General features: G+C 64.9%; 15 protein-coding genes, 1 tRNA gene and 1 pseudogene. 3 read left to right on the top strand and 14 right to left on the bottom strand.

Annotated features, from left to right (window positions below; genetic code table 11):
* Positions 1-60: 60 nt before the first annotated feature.
* From AABA51_RS07380 to AABA51_RS07360, 5 genes are read right to left on the bottom strand one after another with little or no spacing between them, the layout of a single operon-like run.
* Positions 61-624 carry a sarcosine oxidase subunit gamma gene (locus AABA51_RS07380; protein WP_338276026.1) on the bottom strand — a complete coding sequence of 188 codons (564 nt, stop codon included), beginning with the start codon at positions 622-624 and terminating at the stop codon, positions 61-63.
* Positions 617-3,658 (bottom strand): sarcosine oxidase subunit alpha family protein, encoded by a 3,042-nt coding sequence (locus AABA51_RS07375; protein ID WP_338276024.1) that lies wholly within the window; start codon positions 3,656-3,658, stop codon positions 617-619. The genes AABA51_RS07380 and AABA51_RS07375 overlap by 8 nt, the downstream gene beginning before the upstream one ends.
* The gene (locus AABA51_RS07370) at positions 3,655-3,975 is read right to left on the bottom strand and encodes a sarcosine oxidase subunit delta (RefSeq protein WP_338276022.1); all 321 of its coding nucleotides are present in this window, start codon (positions 3,973-3,975) and stop codon (positions 3,655-3,657) included. The genes AABA51_RS07375 and AABA51_RS07370 overlap by 4 nt, the downstream gene beginning before the upstream one ends.
* Positions 3,969-4,718, bottom strand: coding sequence for a hypothetical protein (locus tag AABA51_RS07365; protein ID WP_338276019.1), 750 nt, complete (start codon positions 4,716-4,718; stop codon positions 3,969-3,971). Before AABA51_RS07365 ends, AABA51_RS07370 begins: the two co-directional genes overlap by 7 nt.
* Complete coding sequence (locus AABA51_RS07360) at positions 4,715-5,959, bottom strand: sarcosine oxidase subunit beta family protein (protein WP_338276016.1); 1,245 nt, start codon at positions 5,957-5,959, stop codon at positions 4,715-4,717. The genes AABA51_RS07365 and AABA51_RS07360 overlap by 4 nt, the downstream gene beginning before the upstream one ends.
* Positions 5,960-6,153: 194 nt before the next feature.
* On the opposite strand from AABA51_RS07360, the gene ccmI reads away from it, so the two are divergent.
* The 3 genes from ccmI to AABA51_RS07345 are packed head-to-tail and all read left to right on the top strand — an operon-like array spanning position 6,154 to position 8,124.
* Complete coding sequence (gene ccmI / locus AABA51_RS07355) at positions 6,154-7,401, top strand: c-type cytochrome biogenesis protein CcmI (RefSeq protein ID WP_338276013.1); 1,248 nt, start codon at positions 6,154-6,156, stop codon at positions 7,399-7,401.
* Positions 7,398-7,892 carry a Holliday junction resolvase RuvX gene (ruvX, locus tag AABA51_RS07350; RefSeq protein ID WP_338276011.1) on the top strand — a complete coding sequence of 165 codons (495 nt, stop codon included), beginning with the start codon at positions 7,398-7,400 and terminating at the stop codon, positions 7,890-7,892. The genes ccmI and ruvX overlap by 4 nt, the downstream gene beginning before the upstream one ends.
* Positions 7,882-8,124: a DUF1289 domain-containing protein gene (locus tag AABA51_RS07345; protein WP_338276008.1), complete on the top strand. Its 243-nt coding sequence runs from the start codon at positions 7,882-7,884 to the stop codon at positions 8,122-8,124. Before ruvX ends, AABA51_RS07345 begins: the two co-directional genes overlap by 11 nt.
* A 5-nt stretch (positions 8,125-8,129) precedes the next feature.
* On the opposite strand, the gene dusA is transcribed toward AABA51_RS07345, so the two are convergent.
* The 9 genes and pseudogenes from dusA to AABA51_RS07300 all read right to left on the bottom strand — a co-directional run bounded on the left by dusA (position 8,130) and on the right by AABA51_RS07300 (position 16,956).
* Entirely contained in the window at positions 8,130-9,128 is a 999-nt protein-coding gene (gene dusA / locus AABA51_RS07340; RefSeq protein WP_338276005.1) for a tRNA dihydrouridine(20/20a) synthase DusA, read from the bottom strand.
* Between the two features lie 173 nt (positions 9,129-9,301).
* Positions 9,302-10,953: pseudogene (locus tag AABA51_RS07335) on the bottom strand (acyl-CoA synthetase).
* Complete coding sequence (locus tag AABA51_RS07330; RefSeq protein ID WP_338276002.1) at positions 10,953-11,744, bottom strand: enoyl-CoA hydratase; 792 nt, start codon at positions 11,742-11,744, stop codon at positions 10,953-10,955. Before AABA51_RS07330 ends, AABA51_RS07335 begins: the two are co-directional and overlap by 1 nt.
* Positions 11,745-11,754: 10 nt before the next feature.
* On the bottom strand, positions 11,755-12,204 hold the full coding sequence (locus AABA51_RS07325; protein ID WP_338276000.1) for an OsmC family protein: 450 nt from the start codon (positions 12,202-12,204) through the stop codon (positions 11,755-11,757).
* A gap of 16 nt (positions 12,205-12,220) precedes the next feature.
* Positions 12,221-13,360: a glycine cleavage T C-terminal barrel domain-containing protein gene (locus AABA51_RS07320; protein WP_338275998.1), complete on the bottom strand. Its 1,140-nt coding sequence runs from the start codon at positions 13,358-13,360 to the stop codon at positions 12,221-12,223.
* A gap of 140 nt (positions 13,361-13,500) precedes the next feature.
* Positions 13,501-14,004 carry an Lrp/AsnC family transcriptional regulator gene (locus AABA51_RS07315; protein WP_338275995.1) on the bottom strand — a complete coding sequence of 168 codons (504 nt, stop codon included), beginning with the start codon at positions 14,002-14,004 and terminating at the stop codon, positions 13,501-13,503.
* Between the two features lie 323 nt (positions 14,005-14,327).
* Positions 14,328-14,404 (bottom strand) — tRNA-Arg (locus AABA51_RS07310).
* Positions 14,405-14,459: 55 nt separating this feature from the next.
* The gene (gene ispG / locus AABA51_RS07305) at positions 14,460-15,593 is read right to left on the bottom strand and encodes a flavodoxin-dependent (E)-4-hydroxy-3-methylbut-2-enyl-diphosphate synthase (RefSeq protein WP_338275992.1); all 1,134 of its coding nucleotides are present in this window, start codon (positions 15,591-15,593) and stop codon (positions 14,460-14,462) included.
* Positions 15,594-15,702: 109 nt separating this feature from the next.
* Positions 15,703-16,956 (bottom strand): helix-turn-helix domain-containing protein, encoded by a 1,254-nt coding sequence (locus AABA51_RS07300; RefSeq protein ID WP_338275989.1) that lies wholly within the window; start codon positions 16,954-16,956, stop codon positions 15,703-15,705.
* Positions 16,957-17,027: the final 71 nt, after the last annotated feature.

Here is a 17,027-nt window from a genome sequence, read left to right as displayed (position 1 = left end):
CCGTCCCATCCTGAAAAACCCGGGTTTTTCGGGTGGGAAACCCCGGGGTTTCCCGCCGTCTCAGTGATAGCCGACAGCGCCCCCCTCGCGCGCCGACATCGCCATGAGATCGAACACATAGCGCGCGACCGACCGGAAACAGATCACCCGCGCCTCGCCCTCGCTCTGAAACCAGATGGCCCCCGCCACCTGCTGCACCCGCGTGCGCCGCATCTCGCCCACGGCCAGCGCCCCGATATCGGCGGGCGTGATCTTGGCCAGCACGTCGCGGATGGCCCCGTCCGCGCCCGTGACCGAAAACATCGCCCGCGCATCGCTGATATCGAGCGCCAGGTGATGCTGGCCGGTCAAGGCCTCCGACAGGTCAAAGGCGATCTTGCCCGCCTGATCGGCGTCGCACAGGATCAACAGCTCGTCAGGCGACATCCACGCCACTGCGCAATCCTTGCCCGTGCTGATCCTGCGCCGGGCGGGCATCTCGGCCCCCGTCACGCGGGCCACGGCCCGGGCCGCCTCCCCCAGATCGGCGCGCAGGCTCACCATGCCCTGCCGCCCCATCTCCCTGATCGTGACCAAGCCCCTGGCCTCGGCGCCCTGCAGCGCGCTCACCGCAATCTCAGACATTCTGCTTCTCCCCCTCGGGATCGTAGAAAACCGGGCTGACGATCCGAGCCTTCACGGTCTTGAACCCCTCGCCCTTGGCACCAGGCTTGGTGGTGTTGAATTCGATCACCTCACCCATGCGGTCCGGCCCGTTGAGCACCAGACCCATGGCGATGCCCCGCCCCAGCGTCGGCGAATAATAGGTCGAGGTGACGCGCCCTTGCGTATTCCCCTGCCCGTTCTCGTTCACGCCATCGGCCACCGCATAGCTGCCATCGGGCAGGACCGAGCCATCGAGCGTTTCCAACCCCACCAGCTTCCACCGCGCAGGATCGGTCATGTGGCTGCGCGCCTGCGCCCGCTTGCCCAGGTAATCGTCCTTCTTCTTCGAAATCGCCCAATCAAGGCCCAGGTCCTGCGGAATGACCGTGCCATCCGTCTCGTCCCCGATCATGATGAAGCCCTTTTCGGCCCGCATCACATGCAGCGCCTCGGTGCCATAGGGCGTTGCGCCGAATTCCGCGCCCGCCTCCAGAAGCTTGTCCCAGAATGCCCGGCCCTGGCTCGCCGGAACAGCTATTTCAAAGGACAATTCCCCCGAGAATGAGATACGGAACACCCGCGCGTCGAACCCGCCGATCCGCCCCTCGGCCCAACCCATGAAGGGCAGCGCCTCCCTGGACAGGTCGACATCCGCCCCGATCTTTTCCAAAAGCGCCCGCGCCTTGGGCCCCACGACCGCGATCTGCGCCCATTGTTCGGTGACATTGGCGGTATAGACCTTCCAATCCCACCATTCGCATTGCAGCCAATCTTCCATATGCGCATGGATGCGATCGGCCCCGCCCGTGGTGGTATGCACAAGGAACGTCTCCTCGTCCAACCGCGCGACCACGCCGTCATCCATCAGGAAACCGTTCTCGCTGCACATCAGCCCGTAGCGGCATTTGCCGGGTTTCAGGCTGCTCATCACATTGGTGTAGAGCATGTCCATGAACCGCCCCGCATCGGGGCCTTTCACGATGATCTTGCCCAGCGTCGAGGCGTCGAGCAGGCCCACACCGTTGCGCGTGGCCAGGATCTCGCGGTTGACCGCATCGCGGTGGCTCTCGCCCTTTCGGGGAAAGCAATAGGGCCTGCGCCAATAGCCCACCGGCTCGAAATGCGCGCCATTCTCCTCGTGCCAGCCCTGGATGGGCGTGCGCCTGAGCGGCTGGAACAGCACGCCGCGCGCCTCGCCCGCAAGCGCCCCCATCGAAATCGGCGCATAGGGCGGGCGAAAGGTCGTCGTGCCCACCTGCGGGATCTCCGCGCCAAGCGCATCGGCCAGAATGGCAAGCCCGTTGATGTTGGAAAGCTTGCCCTGATCGGTCGCCATCCCCAGCGTCGTGTAACGCTTGGTATGTTCGACGCTCTCGTAGCCCTCGCGCGCGGCCAGCTGCACGTCCGACACTTTCACGTCGTTCTGGAAATCGAGCCACATCTTCGACCGCTTCTTCGGCCCCGCCTTGGCGGGCATGACCCAGACCGGTTCCATCGGGGCCTCATCAGCGGCAGAGGCGTTAACGACCGGTTGATCGCTCGCGGCGATGTTAAGGGATGCCAAGGATTTGCGCGTGGATTTTAACGCATCCTCAAGGGTTTGGGCCGCCTGTAAAGCGCCATTGGCAGCGCCCGCACAAATGACAAAGCCCGCCCCGTTCTGATCGGTCGGCGGCCTGTCCGGGTCAGGCTTGAAGAAAGAATTTTCTTTGTCCCACAACAGCTTGCCACCGCAATGCGACCACAGATGCACGACCGGCGACCAGCCACCCGACATGGCGACCGCATCGCAGATCACATCCTCGATGACCTCGCCCGAGCCATCCTGACGGCAAAGTTGTGCTGCAACAACGCCGCGCAAGCCCTTGATATTGCTGATTCCCATTCCGGTCAAAACCCGGATGCCCCGCGCCCGAACGGCCCTGGGCAGCGCACCTTCGGCCCGCGCGCGCGCATCGACGACGCAAGGCACCGTCAGCCCCGCATCCGCCAACACCAGCGCCGTGCGATAGGCGTCATCATTATTCGTAACGATTACAATACGTTCTCCGGGGGCGCTGCCGTAATTTATCAGATGGTCCCGCACAGCCGAGGCCAGCATCACCCCCGGCTTGTCATTGCCCGCAAAGCTCAAGGGCCGCTCCAAAGCGCCCGTCGCCGCGATCACGTTGCGACTACGGATACGCCAAAGCCGGTGGCGCACCACATCATCTTGTGGCGCATGATCGCTGACCCGCTCATAGGCCAGCACATAGCCATGGTCATAGACGCCCGCCACCATGCAGCGCAGACGAAGATGGACATTCTTCATCTTTTCAAGCGCTTCAACGGCGTTCTTTATCCAAATCTCGGCTGGTTGTCCCTCGATCTCGACCCCATCCACCGGGGCGCGTCCGCCCCAATGGGCACTCTGCTCGCACAAGATCACCTGCGCGCCCGCGCGTCCCGCCTCGAGTGCTGCCTGCAATCCCGCAATGCCGCCCCCCGCGATCACCAGGTCGGTATGGGCGTAGAATTGTTCATATCTATCAGGGTCTTGCAGCTTCGGATCGGGCGCCTTGCCCAGACCCGCAGACTGCCGGATGAAGGGCTCGAAGACATGTTTCCAGAAGGCGCGCGGATGGATGAAGGTCTTGTAATAGAAGCCCGCCGGCAGAAACCGCGGGATCAGCGCGTTCACCTCGCCGATATCCCAGGCCAGGCTCGGCCAATGGTTCTGGCTAGTGGCTTGCAATCCCTCGAAAATCTCGGTCGTCGTGGCGCGCTGGTTCGGCTCGTGCGTCTTGCCCTTGCCCAGGTTGACAAGCGCGTTGGGCTCTTCCACGCCGCTTGCCACCACGCCGCGCGGGCGGTGGTATTTGAACGAACGCCCCATGATCCTGTGCCCCGACCCCATCAAGGCCGAGGCCAAGGTATCCCCCGCAAACCCCTTCAACCTCTTGCCGTTGAAGGAAAAACCGATCGTTCGGCTGCGGTCGATCAGGCGACCGCCCTGTGGCAAACGCAGGCTCATGTCAGGCTCCAGTCCGGCCGCTTGGCGCGGATCGCGTCGATGATGTCTTTCGGAGGTTCAAGGGTTTGCGCCGAATAGGTTCCAAACACCTCCAAGGTCGCGGTGCAACGTGCCGCAAGGAACCACTTTCCGCAGCCCATCGCATGCCGCCACCGTTCGAAATGCACGCCCTTGGCATTGTGGCGCAAGAACAGGTAGCCCTCGAAATCCTCGTCCGTGGATCCGGGTCCGAAGCGTTTCAGATGCGCCTCGCCACCGGGCGCAAGCTCCGTCTCGCAGGCGTCGATGCCGCAACAGGGGCAGCGGAATGTCAGCATGAAATCACTTCCTTTTCAGGGTCTTGCGCCAGTTCCAGCGGCAATGTCGCCTCGAGTGTCGCCTGGACCTCGGCCTTGGTCATCCCGGATCTTGCCGCATCCTCGGGGGCGTAGCGATCCTTGGTCGTGCCCCAGTGATGCTCGGAATAGACCTGCCCCGGCCCCTCGTATCGCGGCCCGTCCTTGTGGCGCGGGATGAAGGTATAGGCCGGCAGGATGCGGCAATCCCCGACCACCTCCCGGTTGCGCTCCATGAAACCGCGCAAGAACAGGTTGCCGACCGACATCCACGGCTGTTCGGCCTTGGCGGGATCTTCGGCATAGGCCTCGTGGATCTCGTCGATGGTCATGGCCAGCGTCAGCGTTCCGGGCGCGGAGGCGAGCCAGGGCACGATCCTGCAGCGCCCCTTGGGATGGGTTTCATAGCAGGAATAGGTCACAGGCTTGGCAAAGAGCGCATCACAGGGGCGCAGCGCCTCGAAATCCGCGCCGGGGATGAAGCCGCCCGTCTCGAACAGGATCTCGTAGCGCATCAGATCGGCCACGCCCTCAAGCCGCCCACGCCGGAAATATTCGGCCATCAGCCGCTGGTTGCGCCAGCGCCGGCCGGTCAGATAGGCGTTGTCGTAAAGCCGATATTCCCAATCGGGATGGTGGTCGCGCCATGTCTGCATCCAGTGCAGCGGCGGCGGCCGTTCCCCGATCCAGATATGGGCAAGCCGTCTGGGAATGGCCGGGATCAATGCGCCACCCCTGCCGCCACGCTCTCGTCGATGAACCGCCCCTCGCGGAACCGGTCGAGAGAAAAGGCATCGGCGAGCGGCGAATGCCCCTTGGCCATCAATTCCGCCATGGCCCAGCCCGAGCCCGGAATGGCCTTGAACCCGCCCGTGCCCCAGCCGCAATTGACGAAAACCCCCTCGACCGGCGTTTTCGAGATGATGGGGGAGCGGTCGCCTGTCATGTCCACGATGCCGCCCCACCAGCGCAGCATCTTGAGCCGCGAGATGATCGGGAACGTCTCGATCAGCGCGCGCACGGTTTCCTCCACATGGTGGAAAGACCCGCGCTGGGTGTAGTTGTTGTAGCCGTCCGCGCCGCCACCGATGACCATTTCGCCCTTGTCGGACTGGCTCATGTAGCCATGCACCGTATTGGCCATCACGACCACGTCCATCACAGGCTTGATCGGCTCGGACACGAGCGCCTGAAGCGCGACGCTTTCGATGGGCAGGCGAAAGCCCGCGCGCTCGGCCATGACGCCGGAATGGCCCGCCACCACGATGCCAAGCTTGCCGCAGGCGATGGGACCCTTGGTCGTGTCGATGCCCACGACCTTGCCCCCTTCGCGCTTCACGCCGGTCACCTCGGTCTGCTGGATGATGTCCATCCCCATGTCCGAACAGGCCCGCGCATATCCCCATGCGACCGCGTCATGACGCGCGGTGCCCCCGCGCGGCTGCCAGAGCGCGCCCAGAACCGGGTAGCGCGGCCCGTCGAGGTTGATGATCGGGCACAATTCCTTGACCCGGCGCGGGCTGATGAATTCGGTCGCGACCCCTTGCAGCGCATTGGCATGGGCGGTGCGCTGATAGCCGCGGATCTCGTGTTCCGTCTGGGCCAGCATCATCACGCCGCGGGGGCTGAACATGATGTTGTAATTCAGGTCCTGGGACAGCGTTTCATATAGGCTGCGGGCCTTTTCGTAGATCGCGGCCGACGGGTCCTGCAGGTAATTGGAGCGGATGATCGTGGTGTTGCGCCCGGTGTTGCCGCCCCCGAGCCACCCCTTTTCGATCACGGCGACATTGCGGATGCCGTGGTTCTTGCCAAGGTAATAGGCCGTGGCAAGCCCATGGCCGCCCGCGCCGACGATCACGGCGTCATAGCGCGCCTTTGGCTCGGGGCTGCGCCAGGCGCGTTCCCATCCCTCGTGGTGACGAAAAGCCTCGCGGGCGATGGCGAAGGCGGAATAGCGGCGCATCTGTTGCGGCTCCCTCTGGCTGCTTGCCTGATGTGGGACAGGACAGTCCCGAACAGGATACCAAGGCCGACCACATCTGCGCAAATTGCGACGCAGGGGCAGAATGTCTCAAGCCTGCGGCATCTGCCCGGGTTTTCCGGCACAGGCGCAAGGCTTATGTGAGAACGAACAGGATAGGCAAGGGCGCGCAAGGAATGGGATTCTGGATTGCAACGGGGGCGTTTTCGGCGCTGGTGATGCTGGTGCTGATGCTGGCCGTCCTGCGCCCACGCAAGGCGACGGTCCCGGCGGCGGCTTACGACCTGCAAGTCTACCGCGACCAGCTGCGCGAGGTCGAAAAGGACATCGCGCGCGGCATCCTGTCCGAGGAAGAAGGGGTGCGCGCGCGCACCGAGGTGTCGCGCCGCGTGCTGGAGGCGGACCGCGCCCTGCAACAGGCCAAGGCGGCGGAGTTGCGCGCAAGCGGGCTTGACCGCGCCATCCTTGGTGTGGGGCTTGTGGCGACCGTGGCGGGGGCCTTTCTCGTCTATCTCCAGATCGGCGCGCCGGGCTACAGCGACCTGCCGATTGCCACCCGGATCGAACTGGTCGAGGAACGCCGCGCCACCCGACCCGCACAGGCCGAGGCCGAGGAACAGGTGCCCTTCCGCGAAGGTCTGCCACCCGATCCCCGCCGCGAGGAACTGGTGGCGCAATTGCGCACCATCATGGAACAGCGCCCAGACGACGCGCAGGGTCTTGGCCTTCTGGCGACGAACGAGGCTGCCTTGGGCAACTTCCGCGCCGCGCGCGTGGCACAGGAACGCCTGATCGCGCTTATGGGCGATCAGGCGACTGGCTTTCATCACATCGACCTGGCCGAGATGATGATCCTTGCCGCAGGCGGCTATGTCTCGCCCGAGGCGGAGGCGGCCTTGACCCGTGGCCTGCAACTGGAACCGCGCAACGGAACCGGGCGCTATTACGCGGGGCTGATGTTTGCCCAGCAGGGTCGGCCGGATCTCGCCTTTCCGATCTGGCGCAATCTTCTGGCCGATTCGACCATCGACGCGCCCTGGGTCGAACCGATCCTGTTGCAGATCGAAGAGGTAATGTTCCTCGCCGGTGTGCCCGAAAGCATGTCGGACCTGCCCCAGCCCGCCCCTGCCGCCGGCACCGCCCGTGGCCCCAGCGCCGAGGATCTGGCGGCCGCCGAAAACATGAGCGCCGAGGATCGTCAGGCCATGATCGAAAGCATGGTCGAGGGTTTGGCCGCCCGTCTCGCCTCCGAAGGCGGCACGCCCGAGGAATGGGCGCGCCTGATCGGGGCGCAGATCGTGCTGGGTCGCACCGATCAAGCCCGCGCGATCTATGACGAGGGCAGAACCGTCTTTGCCGAAAGCCCCGAGGCCCTGACCATCCTCGATGCGGCCGCAGCCCCCTTGAACGAGGCGCAGGATTGATTTTCGAGGATATCGCCGGTTTCGCCGCCGCCCTGCCAAGGGATCGCGGCCTGATGGGGCTGGACCTCGGCACCAAGACGATCGGCGTCGCGCTCTCTGACCGGCTCTTGTCGGCGGCGAGCGCACTGGAAACCGTGAAGCGGGTGAAATTCACCCAAGACGCCGCAAGATTGGCCGAAATCGCCCGTGCGCGCGAAATAGGCGGCATCGTGCTGGGCCTGCCCGCCAATATGGACGGGAGCGAGGGGCCGCGCGCGCAATCCACCCGCGCCTTTGCCCGGAACCTGTCGCGCCTGCCCGAATTCGAGGGGCTGCCCATCACCTTCTGGGACGAGCGCCTCAGCACGGTTGCGGCAGAAAGGGCACTCCTCGAGGCGGATACGTCACGCAAACGTCGCGCAGAGGTGATCGATGCGGTCGCCGCAGGCTATATCCTGCAAGGAGCGCTGGACAGGCTCCGGCATTTGCGAGGGATAGACCATGACCGATGAGATCTGGAGCCGGGCGGAAATCGAAAGCCCCTGCGTCAAGATCTGCGTCGTCCATCCCGAGGCGCGGATCTGCACCGGCTGCCTGCGCACCATCGACGAGATCACGCAATGGTCGCGGATGAGCCCCGAGGACCGCCGCACCGTCATGGCGGCCCTGCCCGCCCGCAAGAGCGCGCTGGGCCAGCGTCGGGGGGGGCGTGCCGCCCGCATCAAGCGGATGGGCGAAGGCTGAGCCATTCAGGCCGCGCGCGCCGTCACCTCGGCCAGCGCGTGTTCGACCACCTCTGGCCCCGCCCCATCGCGATGGGCATTCTCGCTCAGGTAGCGCTTCCAGCCCCGCGCGCCGGGACGCCCCGCAAAAAGCCCCAGCATGTGCCGCGTGACCTGGTGCAGCCGCCCGCCCGCCTGCAGATGCGCCTCGATATAGGGCAGCATGGCTTGCGCGACCTGTTCGGCGGTCCTGGGCGGGGTCGCCGCGCCAAAGATGTCGCGGTCAGCGAACAGCAAGATATCGGCGGGCGTGTGATAGGCCGCGCGCCCGATCATCACCCCGTCCATCCCGGCCGCCAGATGCGCCTGCGCCTCCTCCAGCGTGGTGATCCCGCCATTGATCGACAGGTGCAGATCGGGAAAGGCGCGCGTCATGGCATGGACCAGCGGGTAATCCAGTGGCGGGATATCGCGGTTTTCCTTGGGGCTCAGACCCTGAAGCCAGGCCTTGCGCGCATGCACCGCAAAGCGGCGCACCCCGGCTGCCGACACCGTTTCCAGAAAGGCCGGAAGCACCTCTTGGGGGTTCTGGTCATCGACGCCGATCCGGCATTTCACCGTCACCTCGACCGGGCTTGCCGCGATCATGGCGGCCACGCAATCGGCGACAAGACCCGGCCGTTCCATCAGGACCGCGCCGAAACACCCCGATTGCACCCGGTCCGAGGGGCAGCCGACATTGAGGTTGATCTCGTCATACCCATAGGAGGCGGCGATCCGCGTGGCCTCGGCCAGTTCGGCCGGATCGGACCCGCCCAGCTGCAAGGCCACCGGATGCTCGGCCGCGTCAAATCCCAAAAGCCTGTCGCGATCTCCGTGAATGACGGCGGGGGCCGTGACCATCTCGGTATAAAGCAGCGCCTCACGCGACATCAGCCGGTGCAGATACCGGCAATGACGGTCGGTCCAGTCCATCATCGGGGCAACCGACAGGCGCGCGGCAGTCGTGGCGGCGGTCAGGGACATTCAAGGCTCTCCTCGGGGGCACTTGGCGTCACAGCGGCCCGATCTGCGCCCTTTTACGCATAATCGATCCCTCGTGCCACCCGGCCCGGCCCGCCACCTGCACATGTCGCGCGGCACATGGCCCGGTGACGGGGGCGCGCAGGACGCCGCCCCATCCCCGGCGCGCCGGACTGTCACGCATCGACCTGTTCCGTTGCGCCCTCCAGCGCGCGCATCTGGTCGCGCAGAACGAATTTCTGGATCTTGCCGGTCGAGGTGCGGGGGATCGTGCCGAAGACGAAATGCCCCGGAACCTTGTAATGCGCGAGGTGGTCACGGCACCACCTGCGCAGGCTGTCGCCATCGGCGGCTTTCCCCTCGACCAGTTCGACAAAGGCGCACGGTGTCTCGCCCCATGTCGCGTGCGGCATGGCGACCACCGCTGCAACGGACACGCTCTCGTGCCGGTAAAGCACCTCTTCGATCTCGATGGACGAGATATTCTCGCCCCCCGAAATGATCACGTCCTTGGATCGGTCCTTGATCTGGATATAGCCGTCGGGATGCACGACCGCGAGATCGCCGGAATGAAACCATCCGCCGCGAAAAGCCGCTTCGGTCGCCGCCGGATTGCGGAAATACCCTTTCATGACGACATTGCCCCGGAACATCACTTCGCCAATGGTCTCGCCATCCCTCGGCACCGGCAGCATCGTCTCGGGATCGCGCACGTCGAGCCCTTCGAGCGGCAGGTAGCGCACGCCCTGGCGCGCGTTCAGGCGGGCCTGTTCTGCAGGCGGCAGGAACGACCAGGCCTCATGCCAGTCATTCACCACCGCAGGTCCATAGGTCTCGGTCAGGCCATACAGATGCGTGACCTCGAAACCGGCCTCCCGCATCTCGGCCAGCACTTTCTCGGGCGGCGGCGCGGCGGCAGTGAAAAAGCGCACGGGCCGGGGCAAGGCGCGTTTGGCCGTGTCGGATGCCGACAGCATCAGCGACATCACGATGGGCGCGCCACACAGATGCGTCACGCCTTCCTCGGCAAGCGCCGCCCAGATCGGCTCGGCCCGGACCTGCCGCAGACAGACATGCGTGCCGACGATCGCGGACAGGGTCCATGGGAAACACCAGCCGTTGCAATGGAACATCGGCAGCGTCCAGAGATAGACCGCGTGCTTCGCCATCGACGCGGTCAGGGCATTGCCCTGCGCCAGCAGATAGGCCCCCGATGATGGGTCACCACGCCCTTGGGGTCGCCCGTGGTGCCCGAGGTATAGCTGATCGCGATGGCGTCCCATTCATCCTCGGGCACAAGCCAGTCGAATTGCGGGTCACCTGAAGCAACGAAGCGCTCGTAGTCGATGGCGTCAAAGACAAGCCTCGTCCCGGCGAATTCGGGATCGTCATACACCACGACGGCCGGTTTCGTCGCCGAAAGCGCCAGCGCCTCCTTCAAGAGCGGCAGGAATTCGGCATCGACGATGACCAATCGCGACAACGCATGATCCAGCTGGAACGCGACAATGGCCGCATCGAGACGGGTGTTGATCGCATGCAGCACCCCGCCACACATCGGCACGCCAAAATGGCATTCCAGCATGGCAGGCGTGTTGGCCAAGAGCACCGACACCGTATCGCCGCGTCCGATCCCCAGCCCCGCCAGCGCCGAGGCCAACTGCCGGGACCGGTCATAGAAGGCCGCGTAACTGCGGCGCAGCCCACCGTGAACGATGGCCGTGTGATCGGGAAACACTGTCGCTGCGCGTTCCAGAAACCCCAGGGGCGTCAGCGGCTGGTAATTCGCCGAAGTCCTGTCCAGCCCCGTGTTGTAGAAACTCTGCATCAGGCATCCACCCAGACGGGCGCGCGCTTTTCGACGAATGCGCCGATCCCCTCTTCGGCATCGCGGGCCAGCATGTTCTCGACCATGACCTGCGATGCATGGGCATAGGCCTCTGCCAGCGGCATCTCGCGCTGCGCGTAGAACGCGCGCTTGCCCGTGGCCAGCGTGAGGGCGGATTTGGACGCGATCTTGCGCACCAGGCTCGTGACCTCGTCCCGCAAGACTTCGGGCGCCACGCTGCGGTTGAGCAATCCGATCTCTGCCGCGCGGGCAGCAGGCATCATGTCGCCCGTAAGCAGCATTTCCATCGCATGCTTGTTCGAGACATTGCGCGACAGCGCCACCATGGGCGTCGAACAAAACAGCCCGATATGCACGCCCGGTGTGCAGAACATCGCCGTTTCGGCGGCAAGGGCAAGATCGCAACTGGCCACAAGCTGGCAGCCCGCCGCCGTCGCGATCCCGCGCACTTCGGCGATCACGGGTTTCGGGCAGGCCACGATCCCCTGCATGACAGCCGAACATTGGCCCAGGATGCGCGTGAAATAGGCCCTGCCCCGGTCCTGTTCGGCGCGGCCGGCGGTCATCTCCTTCAGATCATGGCCCGCGCAGAAAACCGGCCCCTCGGCCGCCAGCACGATCACCCGCACCTCCGGGTCGCGCCCCGCCTCCTCGACGGTTCCGCCAAGGGCCGTCAGCATCGCCTCGGACAAGGCGTTTCGCCGCGCCGGATCGTTCAGGGTCAATCGCAAGACGCCATCGGCATCCTGTTCGCGCAAAAGAATGCTCATGAGCGGGCCTTCAGCAGATGTTGATCTCGACCGTGTCGGCCAGGGTGTTCGCGATGAAACAGTATCGATGGGCGCGATCCTGCATCTCGGCCATGGCGTCATCGGACACGGCAAAGCCCGCATCGAAGCGCACGACCGGATGCAGGTCGATCCGGGTGACCGACATCTGTCCCCTGGGGTTCTTGCCCAGATAGGCCACGGCATGGTCGGAATACCCCGCCACCGGCCAACCCGCCTTGGCCGCAAGCGCGAGGAAAGTCATCATGTGACAGCTCGACAGCGCCGAGGCCAGCGCCTGTTCGGGATTGGTATGGGCCGGGTCACCGCCCCAATCGGGGGCGGCATCCACCTCGAGATCGTGATGCGCATTGAAAGACACCCGGTGCGCATTGGAATAATGGCCCGCCGCAAGCACGGGTTCCGCACGCTGCCAGTGCAGTTGGATCGCCAGATCGGACATCGCTCGACGCTCCCGCTCAGGCCGCAGCCAGCGACTTCTTGGGATCGAAGAAGGGGCGTTCCACGACCGTGGCCGTCGTCGGCCCCGAGGGCAGCACAACCTCCACCTGCAGGCCGAGATGGGCATGATCCACCGCGACCATGGCCAGCGCGATATTGCGCTCGAGCCTTGGCGAATAGACGGCCGATGTCACCTTCCCGATCTCCGCACCGTCGCTGTTGATCGGCCAGAAGGTGGTATTGGGCCCCGTCAGCGGATCGGCATCGATGATCAGCCCGACCTGTTTGCGCGCAACACCCGCGTCGCGGATGCGCCGCAGCGCCGCCTTGCCGATGAAATCGGCCTCCATGTCCAGGTTGACGAGCCGGTCCAGACCCAGCTCGAACGGATTGGTGTTGATGTCGGCATCCGCATGGTAGGACAGCATCCCGCCCTCGATCCGCCGGATCGACGAGGTATGGCCGGGTTTGAGCCCGTATTCCATCCCCGCCGCCATGATCAGTTCCCACAGCATGTCGCCTTTGGACCCGTCGCGCAGATACAGCTCGTAACCCAATTCGCTCGACCAGCCCGTGCGCGAGACGATCAGCGGGATACCGTCCAGCTCGACTTCCCGCAGCCAGTAGTATTTGAGATCGAGGATCTCCTCCCCGAACAGCGCCTGCATGATCAGCCCCGATTTGGGCCCCTGTAATTGCAGGGGCGACACATCGGGTTCACGGATCTGCACGTCGAGGCCGGAATGAACCGCCACACCCTGCGCCCAGAGCAGGATGTCGCTGTCCGCGAGTGATATCCAGAAATGGGTTTCGGCCAGACGCAGCAGGATCGGGTCGTTGAGAATGCCGCCATCGGCATTGGTGATCAGGATGTACTTGCACTGCCCCACCGCCATCTTCGACAGATCGCGCGGCGTGAGCATCTGCACGAAGCGCGCAGCATCCGGGCCGGTGATCTCGACCTGCCGCTCGACAGCGACATCACACAGGATCGCATCATTCACGAGGTTCCAGAAATTCTGTTCCGGATCGCCGAAATCGCGCGGGATATACATATGATTGTAAACGGAAAACCCCTTGGCTCCCCAGCGGATGGTCGCATCGAAAAAGGGGGATTTGCGGATCTGGGTGCCAAAGCCGAACTCATCTGCCTGCATGGTCTTGCGCCCTTCATGAGACCCGGATTGACGCCCGGTGGATGGTGGAACATGCCGCTTTTCTACGCATCGAGGCCCGCCCGATGTGGTCCAAAATTCGCGCCGAAACCTGTCTGATCGGGCTGAATTCAGGGCCTGTTCTAGACCGTTCGGTCGCGGGGAACGGGACCGACGAGTTTCGCGATGTTCGGCCGTGCCGCCTTGATGACCCGAGTCGCGATATAGGTCATGTAGCGGTCGATCCCGAGCTCGGCCTCGACCATGGCCTGCATCATCGCCTGGAATGCGCCAAGCGAGGGGCAAATGACCTTCATCACGTAATCCATGCCGCCGCCGGTCGCCATGCATTCGGTGACCTCGTCATGCGCGCCGACCCAGGCTTCGAACCGGTCGAAATCGGCCTTGCGATGATGCGTCAGGGATACCGTCACGATCACCTGCGAGAAATCGCAGATCCGCTCGAGCGCGATATCGCCGTGATACCCCCGGATGTAGCCCGCAGCCTTGAGCCGGTCGAGCCGCGCCCAACACGGCGTGGCCGAGATGTTCACGATCTCCGACAGCCGCGTCTTGCTGATCTGGCCGTGGCTCTGAATGGCGTTCAGGATACGGATGTCGGTCGCATCAAGGCCGATTTTCTTCACTGGGTCATCGCTTTCGCTGCCGGAAATCAGGGGACGGCCCGCAGTCGGCCCCCCGCGGGAGAGCTGGACTTTAGGTCATGCGCCCGACCTGTCGGTGCCTTTTGCGACCCGCCTTCCGCCAGGAACGGCAAAGACGACAGCGCCTTGTGCCAAACCACCCGGATGATGGATCCATCCTGCAGAAACCATTCTGCTTGGGCATGTGGGCTGTGCCGTCAACGCTCCCATGCGGACAGGCCAGACAGCCACAAGACCGCAGCGCCTTGGCGGGCCTTGCGCCCTCGCATGCCTAGGCCAACACAGGTCCGAGATGTCACGGAAACTGGCGCACCCGACAGGATTCGAACCTGTGACCTCTGCCTTCGGAGGGCAGCGCTCTATCCAGCTGAGCTACGGGTGCTTTCCGACTTGGCGTATAGCGGGCAGCACGGCGGCCCGCAACGCAAAATCAGGGGTCATTCCGCCGCTTGGGTTTCCGCCGCGCGCGCGGCCTCGATCTCGGCGGCCTTCTTTTCCACCTGCTCGACGATATGCTCGATCATGCCTTCGTTCGACAGCTTGTGGCTCTGGACACCGGCCAGATAGACCATCCCCGATCCCGCCCCGCCGCCGGTGAAACCGACATCGGTCATCAGCGCCTCGCCCGGCCCGTTCACCACGCAGCCGATGATCGACAGGCTCATCGGCGTCTTGATGTGCTCCAGCCGCTTTTCCAGCGCCTCGACCGTCTTGATCACGTCGAACCCCTGCCGCGCGCAGCTGGGGCAAGAAATGATGTTCACCCCGCGATGGCGCAGACCCAGCGATTTCAGGATCTCGAAGCCCACCTTCACCTCTTCGACCGGATCGGCCGACAGGCTCACGCGGATCGTGTCGCCGATCCCGGCCCACAGCAGGCTGCCCAACCCGATGGAGGACTTGATCGTCCCCGACATCAACCCGCCGGCCTCGGTGATCCCCAGGTGGATCGGCGCATCCGTCGCCTCGGCCAGACCCTGGTAGGCGGCAGCGGCCAGGAACACGTCCGACGCCTTGCACGAAATCTTGAACTCGTGGAAATCGTTGTCCTGCAGGATGCGGATATGGTCGAGACCGCTTTCGATCATCGCCTCGGGGCAGGGTTCGCCGTATTTCTCCAGCAGGTGCTTTTCCAACGACCCGGCATTGACCCCGATCCGGATCGAACAGCCATGGTCGCGCGCGGCCTTGATGACCTCCTTCACGCGCGTTTCGTCGCCGATATTGCCGGGATTGATCCTGAGGCAGGCCGCGCCCGCCTCGGCCGCCTCGATCCCGCGTTTGTAGTGGAAATGGATATCGGCCACGATCGGCACCGGGCTTTCGCGCACGATCTCCTTGAGCGCGCGGCTGCTGGCCTCGTCGGGCACCGAGATGCGCACGATATCGGCCCCGGCTTCCGCACAGCGCTGCACCTGCTCGACCGTCGCCTTCACATCGGTCGTCAGCGTATTGGTCATGGTCTGCACGCTGATCGGCGCATCGCCCCCCACCGCGACCGGGCCCACCATGATCTTGCGGCTTTTCCGGCGGTCGATGTTGCGCCAGGGACGGATGGGATTGTGCGACATGGACAGGGCCTTTGCGGGATATGCCGGAGCTTTTTCGCGACGATAGCCCTGTCGGCGCGCCACGACAACCGGGGGCACCCGCCCCATGGCTGGGACGCAGAGCCGCGCCTCAGCGCGCGGGATCGCCCGACAGGATCAGCTCCGCCACTTCGGGAAGATCCGGGTCGGCGGCGGCATCGGCCATGGCATAGGTCGTGCTGATTGCATCGGCCGACAGCACGACATCGCGCGCGATCGTGGCACCGGGTCCCGCAGGGCCCATGGTGACCCCGTTCACCGCGAAATAGACCGAACCCGCATTGCCTGACCGCAGCAAGGGCGCCTCGGCGCTTTCAGGCACGGTATAGCTGTCGCCCCGGTTCAACGTCCCCTCGAACAGCGTCGCCCCCGAGGCGGATGTCACCCGCACCCAGGACGGGCGCACCGCAAAGATCACCAGCTCGTCGCTGCGCGCTTCGGTCACGCGCACGCTGGCCGGTTCTTCGGTCGCGCGCGGTTCTGCCGCCACGGACCCGGCCAAGGCCAGCCGCGGCACGTCGCGCGTCGGGGCAACGTCCAGCCCGCCCAGGGTTCCGACCTCGTCGGGATCAAGCTGCGCCAGCGCGCCGTCACGCGGGGTCAGAACGGGGGTTTCCAGCGCCTCGGGCCGGTAGATCCGTCCGAAATTGTCCGGCCCCGGCACGGCGATGTCGAACTCCTGCGCCACGGCAAAGGCCCCTTGGGTCGCCCCCGCCAAGGGGTCGAGCTGCGCCAGCGGCACCGGCGCCTCGTCCACGGGCGCGATCTGCAGGCGCTGGATGTCGTGCAGCACCGACCAGGCCCCGTAGCCCAGCCCCAGCACCAGCGCGACCAGCACCGCCGCCGATCCAAGCGCGCCGGGTTCCATCCCCGAAAACAGCCGCTCGCGTTCCGGCGCGAAACTGATCCGCGCGCTCTGGATCACCTCGTTGGGGTCGACACGGCGGGGCGGCGCATCGCTCACCTCGCGCTTGGCCGCGCGCGCCTGTTGGGCCGAGGGCCCGTGCACCCCGTAAAATCCGGTTTCGTCGCAAAAGCGGCGGAAGGTCCATTCCGGGTCGATGCCAAGATAGCGCGCATAGGACCGCACATAGCCCGCGATGAACCCGGCCGAGGAAAAGGCCCCCACATCGCCATTCTCGATGGCGGCGATATAGGCGGCGCGGATCTTGAGTTCGCGTTCGACATCCAGAAGCGACTTGCCCAGCGTGGCGCGTTCGCCCCGCATCAGGTCGCCCAGCGGCACATCGGTCACGTCATAGCCGTCAAAGGCACCGGCCACGGCGGGGCTTGCGCTGGGTTGCACTTCACCCTGCCCCTGCCACTGGTCGTGGTCTTGACCCATCCCTCGACTGCCTTCCCTGCCCGTGCCCGCGGCAAACTTGGACCAGCATCTGGTAGGTCAGACGCAACCCG

It is taken from the genome of Roseicyclus marinus, from assembly GCF_036322625.1.
Taxonomy (GTDB): domain Bacteria; phylum Pseudomonadota; class Alphaproteobacteria; order Rhodobacterales; family Rhodobacteraceae; genus Roseicyclus; species Roseicyclus marinus_A.
The sequence above is the reverse complement of the archived record's forward strand: the minus strand, read 5'-3'. Positions and strand labels throughout refer to the sequence as shown.

Coding starts and splice junctions, on each gene's coding strand:
- AABA51_RS07380 (WP_338276026.1), bottom strand. CDS start 624: ATGTCTGAGATTGCGGTGAGCGCGCTGCAGGGCGCCGAGGCCAGGGGC.
- AABA51_RS07375 (WP_338276024.1), bottom strand. CDS start 3,658: ATGAGCCTGCGTTTGCCACAGGGCGGTCGCCTGATCGACCGCAGCCGA.
- AABA51_RS07370 (WP_338276022.1), bottom strand. CDS start 3,975: ATGCTGACATTCCGCTGCCCCTGTTGCGGCATCGACGCCTGCGAGACG.
- AABA51_RS07360 (WP_338276016.1), bottom strand. CDS start 5,959: ATGCGCCGCTATTCCGCCTTCGCCATCGCCCGCGAGGCTTTTCGTCAC.
- ccmI (WP_338276013.1), top strand. CDS start 6,154: ATGGGATTCTGGATTGCAACGGGGGCGTTTTCGGCGCTGGTGATGCTG.
- AABA51_RS07345 (WP_338276008.1), top strand. CDS start 7,882: ATGACCGATGAGATCTGGAGCCGGGCGGAAATCGAAAGCCCCTGCGTC.
- dusA (WP_338276005.1), bottom strand. CDS start 9,128: ATGTCCCTGACCGCCGCCACGACTGCCGCGCGCCTGTCGGTTGCCCCG.
- AABA51_RS07330 (WP_338276002.1), bottom strand. CDS start 11,744: ATGAGCATTCTTTTGCGCGAACAGGATGCCGATGGCGTCTTGCGATTG.
- AABA51_RS07325 (WP_338276000.1), bottom strand. CDS start 12,204: ATGTCCGATCTGGCGATCCAACTGCACTGGCAGCGTGCGGAACCCGTG.
- AABA51_RS07320 (WP_338275998.1), bottom strand. CDS start 13,360: ATGCAGGCAGATGAGTTCGGCTTTGGCACCCAGATCCGCAAATCCCCC.
- ispG (WP_338275992.1), bottom strand. CDS start 15,593: ATGTCGCACAATCCCATCCGTCCCTGGCGCAACATCGACCGCCGGAAA.
- AABA51_RS07300 (WP_338275989.1), bottom strand. CDS start 16,956: ATGGGTCAAGACCACGACCAGTGGCAGGGGCAGGGTGAAGTGCAACCC.